The sequence below is a fragment of the Cytobacillus firmus NBRC 15306 genome (assembly GCF_001591465.1).
GTDB lineage: Bacteria > Bacillota > Bacilli > Bacillales > Cytobacillaceae > Cytobacillus > Cytobacillus firmus.
Genome location: NZ_BCUY01000045.1, coordinates 18,027 through 32,700 on the forward strand (window position 1 = coordinate 18,027; position 14,674 = coordinate 32,700).

Consider the following 14,674-nt stretch of genomic DNA (forward strand, 5'->3'; position numbering starts at 1 on the left):
AGGTTCGGACTCAAACTTCCCTAATCCCGGTGTTTCTGTCTGAAGTTGCCTCGGCTTCAGACTCAAACTGGCTTTACCACAGGATTTCTGTCCGAAGTTACCTCAGCTGGCTTCGTCTTCTCCCATCAAAAGCTGCCTTTTTTCACCTTAACCTGGCAATGCACTCGTATACTTCTTTTAAATTTGAGCACCCTACTTTATGAACTTCCTCGATTAAGCAGCACCAGAGGATAGCTGTCAGCTTTGCATCTCCCAGCGCATGATGGCGCTCCTTAACAGGGATGTTATAAAATTCACAGATATCTTCTAATTTCCATAATACTTTATTAGGATCAGTTATCCTATATAGGAAGGAAGTATCTAATATCCTGTGCTTGAATGGCGTGCGAAAAAGCTTCCAGCTGCTGTACTGCATAAAGCTTTTCTCGTGGTTCGCATGATGGGCAACAAGCGGCATTTCCTTTACAAATTCAAGAAAGCTAATCAATACCTCCGAGAGGGGAGGAGCTTTTTCTAAATCATCCTCAGATAGACCTGTCAGCTCTTTTATTTCACTTGGAAGAGGCTCATCAAAATGAACAAGTGAATAAAAATTGTCTTCACTGACTTTCCCGCTAATAATTTTAATCGCACCAATCGAAATAATCTGATCCCCTTTATCCGGATAAAATCCTGTTGTCTCAATATCAAAGACAGTCACATTCAGTTTTTTGAATGGAATAGCCATTACATCAGTATTCTCCAGTTCCCTCTGCATTTGCCTTATAAATGCGATATGCTGCGGATTTTGACCATTCATCCCACCGAACATATTAGTTTGAAGTTTTCCTTGAATACTTCTGACAAATTGGACAAAAGGATGGAATCCCATTAAACTTCACCCTTTTCAATGGCCCGAATCACAAACCGTTGAAGCTTTTTGCCATCCTTTAAAATTTTCTTCAATTCATTTCTTTCAGATTCAAGTAAGGATTTCAGTTGAAGGTAATGGGTATCATCATAAGTATCGCTTTGCCTGTATGATTGGAGCCTCCATTTTAACAAAGCAGCAAAATTACTTTTATATTTACCCATTTCCTCCTCATAACATTTCATTTTTTTGAGCTTGCCCATTCGGTCAATAGTGGATGTCTCCGATAACCCTTCCTTGGCTGCAAGGATTCTAACCGCATTTACATAAGGAATAAATGCGGCATTTTTTAAATCCAGCTCTCCTTGATGCTCCCCCTTTTCCTCTGTCAGAAGCTGGCCAAATGGACCAACCGATTTCTTTATATGCATACTGGTCTCCAACATTCTGGTCAGCAAATGAGGGCATTTTTGGATATTCTGGTGGATACAGGACTTCAATTCAGCAATATACACCTCTTTCCCAACAAGCACTCTGCTGTCATAAAAAATGTGAAGATTTCTTATCGTCTCTAGACTCTCCTCCTTCATCCACGCCTGAATCTGCCTTTTCCATTTAGAAAGCGGCTTGCACCACAACGGATTTGAACTTATCACTTTCCCTTCGCAATAGGGATATCCAGCTTCATGAAGACCTCTTGAAATTTCCTCGCCCAACTGTAGAAAATACGCTTCTGCTTCTTCGTCTCCCGGTTCAAAAATCAATCCATGGTCCTGGTCACTCAGGAAGCCTTGTTCCTTTCTCCCGCTACTTCCCATCGTAAACCAGGCAAACCTCCATGAAGGTGATCTTTCTATTTTCAATTGCTCCGAAGCAATGGTAAAAACAGCTTTCATGGTGACGTCGTGGAATTCATTCAGGGCATTGGTATCATTGGGATATTTTATTATCTGCTCCTCTTTCCACTTTTTCAGGGATTGGTAAGAATTAAATGATGATTCCATTCAGGCACTTCCTTTAAGAAAGCTCGAGTCTTGCTTATGAACTTAATCTTTTGTTTTCCTCAGCCATAAAGACTTCCGGATACCCGTAGCTTCCATGTTCACTTAAATCTAATCCCATAATTTCTTCTTCTTCTGATACCCGAAGTCCTCCCAATACTTTCTTGGCTGCGGCCAAAATAATGAACGATACAGCAAAAGCATAAAGACCGGATACAGCTACACCCAGAAACTGGACTCCCAGCTGTTCAAAACCTCCGCCATAAAACAACCCAGGCTTTCCGACTGCAGCCAATTCGGGTGTTGCAAAGAATCCTGTGGAAATTGTCCCCCAAACCCCAGCTGCACCGTGAACAGATAATGCAAAAATGGGATCATCGATTCTTCTCTTTTCAAAGAAACGCACACTGTAAAATACCAGAATTCCTGCTACAAACCCTATGACAACAGCTGCCCATGTATCTACAAATGCACAGGAAGCTGTAATAGCTACCAGGCCAGCAAGAGCTCCGTTTAGCATTGTCGGCACATCCGATCTTCCCATAACCACCCAGGATATAATTAAAGCTGCTACTGCGCCTGCTCCCGCTGCAAGATTTGTATTAAGAGCTACAAATCCAAAGAACCCATCTTCCACAGTCAATGTACTCCCGGCGTTAAAACCGAACCAGCCAACCCAAAGGATCAGTACACCCAAGGCTGTATATACTTGGTTATGGCCGTAAATATTGTTTGCCGAACCGTCCTTGTTAAACTTTCCAATTCGGGGCTTGAGCAAAATAGTAGCGGCCAAGGCTGCCATAGCACCTGTTAAGTGAACCACTGTTGAACCAGCAAAGTCCTGCTTGCCGTGTTCAGCCAGCCAGCCTCCTCCCCAAATCCAATGTGCGACGACAGGATAAACAATTGCGGAAAATAATACGGTGAAAATGAGGTAAACGGATAGTTTTGCACGTTCAGCAAATCCGCCTAGTGCAATCGTGATGGCAATACCGGCAAACGCCATCTGGAATACGAAGAATACAGAAGATGATAAGCCCATTCCATCAAGTTCAGCACCTGAGTAGAAGAAATTTGTAAGCCCGACCAGGAAATTTGCATTACTGCCAAATATGAAGCCAAAGCCCACTGCCCAAAACACTAATGATGATAAACCAAAGGTAAAGATCGTTTTTCCTGCAATATGACCTGCATTTTTCATCCTGGTAGAACCGGCTTCCAGCATAATAAACCCGCCAAGCATAAAAATGACTAAAATGGCCCCCAGCATCACCCAAAGACTATTCATTAAAAAAGTCGCCTCCAATTGTAATTCCTCCCTATTTTTTATGTAAGAACTAACATTAAATTCATGTTATATTTCCTTACATATTATAAATTTAATCCTTATTTTACTCTTTTTTACACTGATGTCAATAAGTTTTTTGAAGTTTTATAATTTATATGTTATAAAACCTTACATGAATAGATTATTTGGATTGGCAATTTTATAGGTGCATCTGCTGTTCTTTAATCGGTTAAGTTAAAAACGAGCATTTATTTGCTCAATTTATCGTCGGGAGTGATGTATCATGGCAAGAAACAAACTTTTGGTACCCGGTGCAGGAAATGTATTGGATCAAATGAAACAGGAGATTGCCAATGAGTTTAGAGTTCAGCTTGGTGCTGATACAACCGCACGAGCAAACGGTTCTGTCGGCGGGGAAATGACAAAGCGCCTTGTCGCAATGGCAGAGCAGCAGCTTAAAAATCAGCAAAATCAGTAAAAGTGCTTTCTGGGCTACCGGCCCTGCCCTGGGGCCGGTCTTTTTGCACACCTAACAGTACACTTACCATTGGAGGCAGACCTATGACCAACAAAAATGACAACCGCGAAAGAAAAAAAAAATATCCAAATAATAAAAAGCAGGATCCAGAGTTCTCAAGAGAGGCAAATATCCGAAGCGAAATTACTAAAAAAGATCTGCAAAAATAACAAAACAAAAAAGGCATGTCACTTGACTGCCTTTTTTGGTATGGATATCATCCATAATAAGGATTACCGCTCTTTTCCCCAACCCTTCTGATCCTGCTGGAAGAGGAGGCAAATACTCCCGCCTCACAAAGAATTGCAAATAATGCTGTTCCAATAGCAAGATGGAGAACAGCCCAGGCTAACGGGCAGTAAGACCCGATTGGTTCAACTAACAATCAGTGGGGATAAGGAACCCCCCACTGATTGAAGTTTCTCTTTATTAATTTGAAAAAGTCCTGCTGTAAAGTGTTACATCCTCTATTTTAGAGCGATTAGGCTCAAAGCCTATTCCCGGGCCCTGGGGCACGTATATAAAACCGTCTTCCATAGTGACTTCAGGTTCGACGATATCTTCTTTCCAATAATGAGAAGACGGGGCGGTATCACCAGGAAGTGTAAAATTGGATAGGGAAGTTATGGCAATATTGTGTGCACGTCCTATTCCAGCTTCAAGCATTCCGCCGCACCACATCGGAATATTATGATCTCTGCAAAGGTCGTGAATTTTTCTTGACTCTGTTAGCCCGCCAACCCGGCCAATTTTTAAGTTTATGATTCTGCAGCTTCCAAGCTCAATCGCCTTTCTGGCATCCTCAAAGGTATGAATACTTTCATCCAGGCAAATTGGTGTTTTCAAATGACTTTGAAGCTTGGCATGGTCGATAATATCATCATGATCCAAAGGCTGTTCAATCATCATTAGATTAAACTCCTCCATCCTTTGAAGATGACTAATATCATTAAGTGTATAGGCGCAATTAGCATCAGCCATAAGCTTAATATCAGGAAACTGGGCACGGATGGCTTTTAAGATATGTACATCCCAGCCAGGCTTAATTTTCACTTTGATCCGCTGGTAACCCTCATTTACATATCCTTCAATTTGCTTAAGCATCTTTATTTCTGACTTCTGAATTCCGACACTAACGCCCACCTCTATTTTTTCCTTTTCCCCGCCCAGAGCTTTTGAGAGCGAGATCCCACTCTCCCTGGCATAAAGGTCCCAGACAGCACCCTCCAGCGCTGCTTTGGCATTAAAATTTCCCCTGATTGGCCTGAAAGCCTCTGAAACATCATCAGGGTGCCGAATCTCTGATGCAAAAAGGATGGGTATTAAATGATCACTCATAATATGCCAATTTGTTTTAACTGTTTCTTCATTGTAGATTGGCTCCACAATGGATACCGATTCCGCCCACCCTGACTGTCCGCTTATTGATTTAACTTCTACCAGAATAAAGTCCTTATCTACTTCTGTTCCTACACTTGTAGTAAATGGATTCAGCAGCTCCATTTTTACGTGCCTTAAAACGATGCTTTTAATTTCCATTTTCTCATTCTCCCGGCATTATCTCTTTTTCCAAAAGATATAAGTATTGATTTTCCGCAGCCTCGTCCTTTATAAGATCTGTTACAATCCAGCCTTTGCTGAGATAATGAGCAAATGCTTCTTTCGTGCTCTTTCTCCATTTAAGAGCCAATTCAAAATCCCGCTTTTTTATGTCCTGAAAATTCCCTGGGACTGGTATAAGAATTTTTTCATTTTCATAGTCTAAATTTACTTTTTCAGGGACAGCCGAACCATCAGCGGCCCCTGTTTCTATTGCCCTTGGCAGAACTTCAGCAGACCACCTGCGTTCAGGACAAACATCCTGAATCCGCCACTCAACTAAAAATCGATCAGATGGTATGCCGGCATTCATATGGTCTGACATTTCACCATAAGCATTTTCTATATATTGAGTGCATACAGCCCCGAGCTTATGAAGATTGAGATTGGCATTTACAGTTTCAAGAGGGTCGTAGGTCCATGAAATGAGATCATAACCTTTCTTAAGTGCAGTCTGTTTTTGCGCATTTTTCAGCTTTTCCCCAATCCCGAATGCCCGATACTTCGGGTGAATCCCAAGGCTGTGAGAGCAAAGATATACCTTTGTGCCGTCAAAGCCGGGAAAGCTGTATTGAAAACCAATCAGTTCCTCTCCCAGGAACGCGCCTAACACAACCCCTCCATTTTTAACCGCTGCCACTGTATGATTAACAGGCACAGCTTCTTCCACACTCCATATTCTTGCTTCAAGCTCATATACAGCTTCAAGATCCTTAACTGTGTGAAGGTTTTTAATGACCAGTGATGTTAATGCTTCTTGCTTCATAACCTTCCCCTTTCCCCCCATATTGCGATAAAATTCCTAAAATATAATATGAGCTACAGCAGCTACAATCGGCAGCGTAATAATCGTGCGGAGAAGGAAAATAAGAATTAAATCCTTGATGCTGACAGGGAGATTTGACCCTAGAAGCAGGCCGCCCATTTCAGACATGTAAACGAGCTGTGTTACAGAGACACAAGCAATGACAAATCTTGTCATTTCACTTTCAATGCCGCTGCCGATGACAGCGGGAAGGAACATGTCTGCAAATCCAACCACCATTGTCTGAGCCGCTTCTGCCGCTTCCGGAATTTGCATGAGAGCCAGGATCGGTTCAAACGGCTTGCCAATAATTGTAAAAGCAGGGGTGAATTCAGCAATCACCAGGGCAACCGTTCCAATTGCCATAACAATTGGCAAAACTCCCATCCACATGTCCAAAACATTCTCGAAACCTTCTTTTACAACAGCTGCAGCACTATTATTGGTACGTGCCTTTTTAATAGCATTATTTAATCCCCATTTAACAGGTGTAGTATGTGAAGGGATGGAAGTTTCCTCCTTCATCACTGTCCCTTCATAAGCAGTATCTGCTTTTCTGGATAATGGCGGAATCCGCGGCATTACAACAGCTGCCACAAGACCAGCAAGGACAATTGTTAAATAGTAATGTATGAAATATTGTTCTAAATTTAAATATTGTATAATGACAATCGTAAACGTAATGGAAACAACCGAGAAGGTAGTTGCAACAACTGCCGCCTCCCGCTTTGTATAATATCCTTCTTCATATTGTTTTGTTGTTAACAGGACTCCAATTGTCCCATCACCTACCCATGATGCCAGACAATCAAGCGAAGAACGCCCCGGCAGCTTAAAAACAGGCCTCATTACTTTAATCAATAATGCACCAAAAAATTCCAGAAGGCCAAAATTTAATAAAAGCGGCAGCAATAAACCTGCCAGAAGAAATGTAGTAAACAGGATTGGAATCAGATCATAAATTAAGAGTGCGCCCGTGTTCTCTGAATATACTGGTTCCAGACCAATTTTAAATAAAGTAATAATAGCAAAAACAGTTCCAAGCAAACGGGCTGCCACCCAAAATTTACTGACATTCAATAATTTGTTCAAATATGGACTATTTAAGATAAAGCCCGGTTTAAAAATTACCGCTATCAGTGAACCAATAACTGATAGAGCCATTATAGTAACCGTAATCGCGGGTATGGAAGCACCCAGCAACCCGTTAATTTGATTTGCTAAATATGCAACCGGAATGGTAATCCCTTCTTCTCCTTGAATCGGCACCATAAATAGTAAAACCCCGACCAGTGAAGGAATTAGAAATTTCAGATAGTCCCCGGCTGTATAGGATTCCGTTTCCTCCTGCTGAATGAATTTCTTTGAAAGACTGCTCATGTGTTACGCCCCCTTTTATTATTCTGAATTTAACTCCCCTGCTGATCAGAATTATTCAACAAATAATTCCTGATCAGCGTATAAGATTTCCAGTTCCTGCTGTCTTTTGGCAATCCTTTCATGATCCTGTTCATCGATACCTGCGATCAGCACTTCCAATAAACTAATAACCGAAGCAATTGAATGATGTCCGGTATCCATAAGTTCATCAGTGGTAAGTGTGACTGCTGCCATCTGCCCGATTGGCGAAAGCTGGCGGTCTGTTATGGCAACAATCCCGGAACCTTGCCTTTCAGCAATAGAAGCAAGATTTAACGCTTCTTTCCGGTATCGAGGAAAAGAAAAAATGACAACGGCCGATTGCTCTGTTAAATCACACACATCCTCAGGAAGAAAACCGCCAGGACTTGAGATAAAAACATTTCCCCTTATTTGTTTAAGTGTGTAATAAAACCAGTATGCTGCGGCAAAAGAGCTGCCAAAACCCCCAATATAAACCCTGTCTGCCTGTATTAATGCATCAATCGCTTTCCAAACTTCCCTTTCATCAACCTGATCAAGCAATTGCCGAAGTATTTTCCTCTCTTGATCAATGACTCTCCTAAACAGGTTCTCTTTCGCAGCATTTTCTATGGCTGAGTCATTTTCAATGTAATCCTGGTGTTTCCCGGCAAGCCACTCTTTTCTGATTCGATCCTGCATTTGGGAATAACCGCTGAACCCAAGTGCATACGCAAGACGAATGACTGTTGTCTCACTGACTCCTGCATTTCTTCCGATTTGAAATGCTGTTAATAAAACTGCTTCATCAGCATGCTCCAAAATAAATTCAGCAGCTTTCCTCTGTCCTGGTGAGAGTGAGGAATAGCTTTCTTTAATCATCTGGCTCATTGTTTTCTTATCCATGCCGGCTCCTCATGAATAGTGAAGGAAAAACTTCTTATGCAAATTATAAAGCATGAAATGCTTCTCAAACAAGAAGATTTTACACTATTCAAAATTATTTTTATTTAAATTTCGTTTAGAAATCCACTCTATTATGTGAAGGTAATCCTTCTTTTAGTAAATTCTAAAGGATGAAATACTTCTTTAGCAAGAGAAAAATGTATTTTTAAAAATAAAAATTTATTTTTATGCATAAAATCATATTTCCTTATGATGAATGACTTATAAAATATTTTTCAATGCTAACCTTTGATATACTTAAACGTCTAAAATAATTTTTAGGCAAACGGTTGCATCATTTTCCCACCCGTGTTATTTTAAGATAATAATTAAACTAAATAGTATTTTCATAGAATAAATTCATGCATTCATCGAAATTTTTTTGTGAAATTATGGGAATGCTTTTTTAGTCCACATAATGAAAGCCCATACAATAAGGGAGAGAAGAACAATGAAAAAATTATTTTCTTTTGATTTCTGGCAAAAGTTTGGAAAGGCATTACTTGTAGTAGTGGCTGTAATGCCAGCTGCAGGTATTATGATTTCACTTGGCAAGCTTGTTGGCATGACAGGTACTGACATAGCATTTGTGCAAGCGATTGCACGAGTTTTGGAGGATATCGGCTGGGCCATTATTACAAATCTTCATATCTTATTTGCAGTTGCAATTGGCGGTTCCTGGGCTAAGGAGCGTGCAGGCGGAGCGTTTGCAGCTCTTATTGCTTTCATTCTGATTAATAGAATTACAGGCGCCATATTCGGAGTAAAGTCCGACATGTTAGGTAATACCGAGGCCACGGTAAAATCCCTTTTTGGACAAGATCTTATTGTCCCGGACTATTTCACTTCTGTTTTAGGTGCACCAGCATTAAATATGGGAGTATTCGTCGGGATTATTTCAGGTTTTCTTGGCGCAAATTTATTTAACAAGTATTATAACTATGATAAATTGCCAAATTCACTTTCCTTTTTCAATGGAAAGCGATTTGTACCCTTCACTGTAATCGGCGGCTCTGTTGCAGCAGCCTTGGTCTTATCAATTGTTTGGCCATTTATTCAAGGATTTTTAAATGATTTCGGACAATGGATTGCTACATCACGGAATACAGCACCTGTTATCGCTCCATTTGTTTTTGGCGCACTGGAAAGATTGCTTCTTCCATTTGGATTGCATCATATGCTGACAGTCCCAATTAATTATACAGAGCTCGGCGGAACTTATAAAATCCTTACAGGCTCTAATGCAGGTTCAACGGTCGCTGGACAAGATCCGCTATGGCTCGCATGGATTGCTGACCTGAATAACTTTTTGGCTGCAGGAGATACAGAAAGCTATAAGCAATTGCTGAATGACGTTACCCCTGCCCGCTTTAAAGTTGGCCAAATGATTCTGTCCGCTGCTGCCTTATTGGGAATTGCGCTTGCAATGTACCGCAATGTAGATCCTGAGAAAAAGAAGAAATACAAATCGATGTTCTTCTCCGCTGGTTTGGCGGTATTTTTAACTGGAGTAACAGAACCGATTGAATTTATGTTCATGTTTGCTGCTCCACTTCTTTATATCGTGTATGCAGTTATGACAGGTCTGGCATTTGCAGTCGTTGACATTATTAATATCCGTGTTCATTCTTTTGGCATCATTGAATTGATTACAAGAACACCAATGATTATAAAAGCTGGTTTATGGCTGGATCTTGTAAACTTTGTAATTGCCTGCCTTGTATTCTTCGGACTAAACTTTTGGGTTGCCAATTTTATGATCAGAAAATTTAACTTCCCTACACCAGGACGCAATGGAAACTATATTGAAGAAGAAAATACTGCTTCATCTTCAGATACTTCAGTCAAGAAAAATTCACTAGCTCCTGTGTTAATCGAATTATTAGGCGGAAAAGAAAATATTGAAGACGTTGATGCCTGTATGACCCGCTTGCGTGTCACAGTAAAGGACACTGCATCAGTTGCTGGTGAACAGGACTGGAAGAAGAATGGAGCTTTAGGTCTTATCGTTAAGGACAAAGGCGTTCAGGCAATTTATGGACCAAAAGCAGATGTCCTTAAATCTGATATCCAAGACCTTTTGGGAGCTTAACAATGAAATTATTAACTCTAAACTGTCACTCATGGCAGGAGGAACAGCAGCTGGAAAAAATTAAAATTCTTGCTGAAGCTATTAAGGAGAACCGCTATGATGTCATCGCTCTGCAGGAAGTCAGCCAGCATATCAAAGCCCATTTAATAGATGGCCATATCAAAAAAGATAACTATGCACTGCTGTTAATTGAAGAATTGAGAAAAATAGGTGTGGAAGATTACGTTTTTAAATGGGATTTCTCACATATTGGCTATGATATATATGAAGAGGGTCTTGCCATATTGACAAAGCATGAAATAAAGGAGGATTTTTCCTTCTTTATTACCCAAAATAAAGACCAGGCACTCTGGAAGACACGAAAAATTATTGGTGTTAAAATAGTTTACAAAAACAGACCAATTACATTTTATTCTTGTCACCTTGGCTGGTGGGATGATGAAGAAGAATCCTTTAAATTTCAGGCTGAATCTCTTCTTGCACATGCATCTAAAGATGAACCCGCCATTTTTATGGGTGATTTCAACAGCTCGGCGTATGTCCGCAATGAAGGTTATGACTTTCTCATTGACAAAGGGCTTTATGACACTTTTGAATTAGCAGACAAGAAGGATTCAGGAGTGACGGTTAAAGGCAAAATTGCCGGCTGGGACGAAAATAAACATGAGATGCGCATCGACTTGATTTTATCATCGTATCCGATCCATCCAAAATATTCCCGAGTTATTTTTAATGGCACAAACAAACCCATCATTTCAGATCATTATGGTGTTGAAATTGAAATATAAGCAAAAGCCCCTGACAATTCAGTCAGGGGCTTTTTACACTTTTAACTTATAGATAGGTTCCGGATGAAAAGCCTGAAAAACCTCACCTGTCGGTTCAAAACCAACTTTCTCATATACACAAATAGCCGGCTCGTTCTCCTTGATGACAGATAGGTAGATTTCATGGCACCCATATTTCTCTTTCATTTCCTCAATTACAAGTTCAATAGCCGGTATGCCATAGCCCTTCCCCTGAAATTGATGTCCAAGCATCAGACTGACAAGTTCATAGCGGCCATGCTCTTTATCCAGACCATGAGTCGCAAAGCCAATTAATGATTCGCTATCGTATATAGCTTTACATGTCCAGCCATTGACTGAAGCCAGAGCAATGAAAAAAGCATTGGAACCGACAAACCTTTCGAAAATTTGAAACTTCTTTTCCTGCTCTTCTTCAGATTTCAAATTAATTACCTCAAAAAAATTTTTCTCTGTAACAGGTTTCAGTTGTAAATCCATGTCATCTTTCCTCTCATTCCAAATCATTACTCAAAATAAATTCGCAGCCATAGCAAAGAATTCCTTTATAAAAAGATAAAAAGCCTCCCACTAAAATTTATAGGGAGGCTCCTGCATTATTATTTTTTCCGTTTCTTTGTCAATCTGCCTAATAAGAAAGCTCCTGCTGCAACACCAATGACAGTATTTGTTTTCTTGGTAAATACCTGCTTGGCCACAAGGTTTAAGTTCTGCGGCCGTTCTGCCAGGCGTCTCATGAAGTAGCCATACCAGTCATGTCCAAAAGGAACATATGTGCAGAAATTATAGCCTTCACCAGCAAGCTTCAGCTGCATATCCTTGCGGAAGCCATAGAGCATTTGGAATTCAAATTTATCTTTAGGAATATTGTTAGCCCTTACAAAATCTTTTACATGATTAATTACATTATGGTCATGTGTTGCAATTGACGTGAATTTGCCATTCAGCAAATGCCATTCTATTAATTTTATAAAGTTAGCGTCAATGTCATTTTTGTCCTGATAAGCAATTTCTTCAGGCTCTTTGTACGCTCCTTTTACAATCCGCAGCCGGAAGTTCTGATATTTCTTCAGATCTTCTTCTGCATCCAGGAAATATGCCTGAATAACTGTACCGAAGTTATTGTATTCTTTGGATAATTCATCCAAAATGTCAAAGGAAGGCTGCAAACGCTTGGAGTCTTCCATATCCATATTCACAAAAATACCATAATGGCTTGCTTTCTCTACTATCTCCCTAACATTTTCAAGGCAGAAGGAGTAGTCAATATCAAGGCCTAATTGAGAAGGCTTTAAAGAGATATGTGCATCCACCTGATTTTCATGAATGGCCTCTATCACTTCTATTATTTGTTTTTTCGCTTCTGCCGCCTCTTCTTTTTGATATACAAATTCCCCTAGGTTATCGACAGTACAAGAGATGCCATGAGCATTAAGCTCTTTTATGCTCTGAATTGCTTCATCTAAATTTGTCCCCGCAACTACATTCTGCGCTCCCAATTTCAACCCATATTTCTTTGCAGCGCTATTCAGAAATTCGTTTTGGGAAAGGCCTATAAATAGATCTTTCAACATAGAAATATCCCCTAACTCTTGTAATTTCACAATAAAATTATAGCATAGATTTTCAATAAAAATTATTTTGTGAATTTTTATATTTTTACGATTCCCTATCACTGTTTCGGTAAAATATCGCAGGAGTTCCCAGTTCAGAAGACAAATTCCCTGTGAAGAACAAAATCGCTAACGCGACTAAAAACACACTACCAAGGTGAAGTTTAATCACTTGGGTTATTTTTCGCCCTAATCATTGTGCCTCCACAATAAGGACACTCAACTTTCACTTCTTGATTTTTCTTGTTTTCTAATCCAAATTCATGCACAACAAAATCAGGAACATCGTCCTCCTTACGACAATCCTTACACTTAAAAATAATAGTTTTTATTTCTTCGTTTAATCCGAAAGGATCGTCCTCTTCCAACCACCTTAAAAGTTCTTTACTCATATCATCCTGCTCTTTGTTTTTGGACATTTACATATTTCCTCCCAGTATTAATACATTCCATATCTTCCATGTAATGATACAGGAATCCATAATCAGCATGCCAAATTTCAACCAAGTCCATCTGACGATGGCAATAAGGACATTTAAAAGGATCATTATCAAATGCTTCAATCATTCTTTGACGGTATGATTTTCTTTTCTTTTTGCTTTCTAATACCATTGAAAGTTGCTTCGTCCTAATAAAAGAGTATAAATCTAGAACATTCTTAGCTCTTTGATATGACCTTCTACTGTACAAACCAAAACGACCAACCATTCGAAAATGCTTGGGAGAAATATGCTGTATTCAGTTAAATAAAAACTTATATACCGGAAGTGCTTCATCTACTCTCTTTTTTGTTGTATGGTCTTCATACCAAAACCTTACTGTTTTACCGTCTTATTCATCTATTCGATACTCTGCAACTGCAGGTCTAGCTAAATATCTTCCAATATATTTAGCAGCTCCTTTTGCATCTCTCATTTTCTGCTCAGCATTCACATAGAAACCTTTTGGATAACGTTGATACAATTCATTTATTAGTTTTAAGACTGCTTGATTATTCGGGAACCATTGTTTGGTTAAATCATGTAATACTTTTTGCCAAGACTTTTTTAAATAATCATATGGAATCACTAGTGTTGCATTAATTGTATTACTAATTTCTTTTTCTAATACAAAAGCCCCGGCCTTTTCAAGTAAAAAAAGTAAGTTTTTATTCGAATCTTCGTCTAAACCAATTCTTATTCGTGCTATTTTTGCAATATTTTTAATCTGAATATCCCTATCCATTTCAGAATTTTCTTTTATGAATGAGATAATGCCATTTCGCAATCCTACAAGATAATTTTTGGGGTAAGCAATTTTTCTTCAACTTTTTTTAAGAAAACGTCAATAAATCTTATATGCATTAATTCACTTTGAGTTTTATTTAAGGAATTAATTGCCTCTGAATGATACGCAATATTTTCCACATTTATATTGGTTAAGTCAGCTTTAGATACAAGATCAGAGTTATAAAAATAAGACGACTTTACGTTAAAAATTGTTTTTAATTTATTTACCACTTCTAGTTTCGGAGACATATATCCATTCTCATATTGCCAAATAGCCTGCTCAGTTACACCAAGCCTTTCTGCCAATTGATTCCTACTTAAATCATTGAGGACTCGTATTTTGGTCAAACTTTTACCGATAAACACAGGCTATACCTCCTTATTTAAAGACCTAATTATCCTTCTCCTTTACATCATCTAATACAATACCAAATGCATGTGCATCTGGATAAGTGTAGACGTCAAGTCGAATTTTACACTTTTTGCTCATTTCCTTTTTACACTTCGGCT

16 protein-coding genes are annotated in these 14,674 nt (G+C 39.3%); 4 read left to right on the plus strand and 12 right to left on the minus strand.

The genetic code is table 11. The annotated features are described in order from the left end of the window. Nucleotides 1-142: 142 nt before the first annotated feature. The 3 genes from BFI01S_RS13355 to BFI01S_RS13365 are packed head-to-tail and all read right to left on the minus strand — an operon-like array spanning nt 143 to nt 3,139. Nucleotides 143-871: an exonuclease domain-containing protein gene (locus tag BFI01S_RS13355; protein ID WP_061793066.1), complete on the minus strand. Its 729-nt coding sequence runs from the start codon at nt 869-871 to the stop codon at nt 143-145. After that, complete coding sequence (locus BFI01S_RS13360; RefSeq protein ID WP_061793067.1) at nt 871-1,854, minus strand: DUF294 nucleotidyltransferase-like domain-containing protein; 984 nt, start codon at nt 1,852-1,854, stop codon at nt 871-873. The genes BFI01S_RS13355 and BFI01S_RS13360 overlap by 1 nt, the downstream gene beginning before the upstream one ends. Before the next feature lie 34 nt (nt 1,855-1,888). Continuing rightward, nucleotides 1,889-3,139, minus strand: coding sequence for an ammonium transporter (locus BFI01S_RS13365; protein WP_373682889.1), 1,251 nt, complete (start codon nt 3,137-3,139; stop codon nt 1,889-1,891). A gap of 283 nt (nt 3,140-3,422) precedes the next feature. On the opposite strand from BFI01S_RS13365, the gene BFI01S_RS13370 reads away from it, so the two are divergent. Both BFI01S_RS13370 and BFI01S_RS24370 read left to right on the plus strand, forming a co-directional pair. After that, the gene (locus BFI01S_RS13370) at nt 3,423-3,617 is read left to right on the plus strand and encodes an alpha/beta-type small acid-soluble spore protein (protein WP_061793069.1); all 195 of its coding nucleotides are present in this window, start codon (nt 3,423-3,425) and stop codon (nt 3,615-3,617) included. 83 nt (nt 3,618-3,700) lie between these two features. Continuing rightward, nucleotides 3,701-3,826: a hypothetical protein gene (locus tag BFI01S_RS24370; RefSeq protein WP_268875330.1), complete on the plus strand. Its 126-nt coding sequence runs from the start codon at nt 3,701-3,703 to the stop codon at nt 3,824-3,826. 259 nt (nt 3,827-4,085) lie between these two features. On the opposite strand, the gene menC is transcribed toward BFI01S_RS24370, so the two are convergent. From menC to BFI01S_RS13390, 4 genes are read right to left on the minus strand one after another with little or no spacing between them, the layout of a single operon-like run. Continuing rightward, nucleotides 4,086-5,195: an o-succinylbenzoate synthase gene (gene menC / locus BFI01S_RS13375; protein ID WP_061793070.1), complete on the minus strand. Its 1,110-nt coding sequence runs from the start codon at nt 5,193-5,195 to the stop codon at nt 4,086-4,088. A gap of 4 nt (nt 5,196-5,199) precedes the next feature. Beyond that, the gene (locus tag BFI01S_RS13380) at nt 5,200-6,021 is read right to left on the minus strand and encodes a GNAT family N-acetyltransferase (RefSeq protein ID WP_061793071.1); all 822 of its coding nucleotides are present in this window, start codon (nt 6,019-6,021) and stop codon (nt 5,200-5,202) included. Between the two features lie 36 nt (nt 6,022-6,057). Next, nucleotides 6,058-7,440: a YjiH family protein gene (locus tag BFI01S_RS13385; protein ID WP_061793072.1), complete on the minus strand. Its 1,383-nt coding sequence runs from the start codon at nt 7,438-7,440 to the stop codon at nt 6,058-6,060. A gap of 51 nt (nt 7,441-7,491) precedes the next feature. Continuing rightward, a complete protein-coding gene (locus tag BFI01S_RS13390; protein ID WP_061793073.1) occupies nt 7,492-8,346 on the minus strand; it encodes a MurR/RpiR family transcriptional regulator in 855 nt (284 codons plus the stop codon). 490 nt (nt 8,347-8,836) lie between these two features. On the opposite strand from BFI01S_RS13390, the gene BFI01S_RS13395 reads away from it, so the two are divergent. Further along, complete coding sequence (locus BFI01S_RS13395) at nt 8,837-10,477, plus strand: PTS transporter subunit IIBC (protein WP_061793074.1); 1,641 nt, start codon at nt 8,837-8,839, stop codon at nt 10,475-10,477. 2 nt (nt 10,478-10,479) lie between these two features. Next, nucleotides 10,480-11,265, plus strand: a complete 786-nt coding sequence (locus BFI01S_RS13400) for an endonuclease/exonuclease/phosphatase family protein (RefSeq protein WP_061793075.1) — start codon at nt 10,480-10,482, stop codon at nt 11,263-11,265. A 33-nt stretch (nt 11,266-11,298) separates the two neighbouring features. Here BFI01S_RS13400 and BFI01S_RS13405 read toward each other — a convergent pair whose 3' ends face one another. The 5 genes from BFI01S_RS13405 to BFI01S_RS13430 all read right to left on the minus strand — a co-directional run bounded on the left by BFI01S_RS13405 (nt 11,299) and on the right by BFI01S_RS13430 (nt 14,530). Further along, on the minus strand, nt 11,299-11,763 hold the full coding sequence (locus BFI01S_RS13405) for a GNAT family N-acetyltransferase (protein WP_061793076.1): 465 nt from the start codon (nt 11,761-11,763) through the stop codon (nt 11,299-11,301). A 119-nt stretch (nt 11,764-11,882) separates the two neighbouring features. Further along, the gene (locus BFI01S_RS13410; protein WP_061793077.1) at nt 11,883-12,857 is read right to left on the minus strand and encodes a proline dehydrogenase family protein; all 975 of its coding nucleotides are present in this window, start codon (nt 12,855-12,857) and stop codon (nt 11,883-11,885) included. A gap of 203 nt (nt 12,858-13,060) precedes the next feature. Further along, on the minus strand, nt 13,061-13,315 hold the full coding sequence (locus tag BFI01S_RS13415) for a hypothetical protein (protein WP_235831182.1): 255 nt from the start codon (nt 13,313-13,315) through the stop codon (nt 13,061-13,063). 412 nt (nt 13,316-13,727) lie between these two features. Then, a complete protein-coding gene (locus BFI01S_RS13425; protein WP_061793079.1) occupies nt 13,728-14,120 on the minus strand; it encodes a transposase in 393 nt (130 codons plus the stop codon). A gap of 44 nt (nt 14,121-14,164) precedes the next feature. Then, nucleotides 14,165-14,530 (minus strand): helix-turn-helix domain-containing protein, encoded by a 366-nt coding sequence (locus BFI01S_RS13430; protein ID WP_061793080.1) that lies wholly within the window; start codon nt 14,528-14,530, stop codon nt 14,165-14,167. Between the last annotated feature and the right edge of the window lie 144 nt (nt 14,531-14,674).